Origin of the sequence: Cognatundibacterium luofuense, assembly GCF_018139685.1 — a bacterium.
Lineage (GTDB): Bacteria > Pseudomonadota > Gammaproteobacteria > Burkholderiales > Burkholderiaceae_D > Undibacterium > Undibacterium luofuense.
This window is the reverse complement of sequence record NZ_JAGSPN010000056.1, coordinates 1-677: the sequence shown is the minus strand read 5'-3', so window position 1 is coordinate 677 and position 677 is coordinate 1. Positions and strand designations below refer to the sequence as shown.

The following is a 677-nucleotide window of genomic DNA, read 5'->3' as shown; positions in this document are numbered from 1 at the left end:
CCAGACCAGATGAAACTGCTGCCTGCTGTCTTCATGCTGCAGGGTTTTACTGAGCCTCAGTTCTACACTGTCTGCCTGCTTAGTCACGTTTTTTTCTGAGTAATAGCTGTTTTGCCAGCGATTGCCGGACAATTGTTCGATCACATGCGTTTCTGATCGGGGATAATCAGCCGCGGAACGGATAAGACTGCCTTTGAACAGCCACTGCCCTGGCAACTGTTGTTGATAAATCAGACCCAGGGTACGGGAGTGACCGTGACCGCGCATCCAGTCAGCCTTCATCGCGGATTTGTTCGCGAAGTGGTAGCTTGCTGCGGGTGGCAGTTTGCCATCGGGTAGCAGCCAATAGCTGTGTGGCGTTTCATACGGTACCTGATCGTGGCTGTAAAACGGTAGCAGTTCAAATGCGGTATCACCCTGATCAGCACTGCGTATGCGACCCACAATAGCCGCTGAACGGTAATACGATGCTTCGTGTTGCGGGGTCAGCTCTTTATAGGCCGAAGCCGCTACCGATAGGCCCATTTTGACGCGTGCATCCGCTGCGGTCAGCGGCAGCAGTGCGTTGACATCAAGCGCGCGGTCACCAGCGCCGCGCATCGAGTTTTCTAACTCCACAGAATAACTGTATTCAGCCTGATCACCTGCTTTGCGCAATTGATAATCGACGATGCCGG

Annotated in this window: 1 protein-coding gene; it reads right to left on the bottom strand. The window is 53.5% G+C overall.

Going from position 1 to position 677, the window contains the following annotated elements; translation table 11 throughout:
• A partial coding sequence (locus KDM89_RS19255) for a hypothetical protein (protein WP_212689530.1) occupies positions 1–677 on the bottom strand: 677 nt, incomplete at both ends.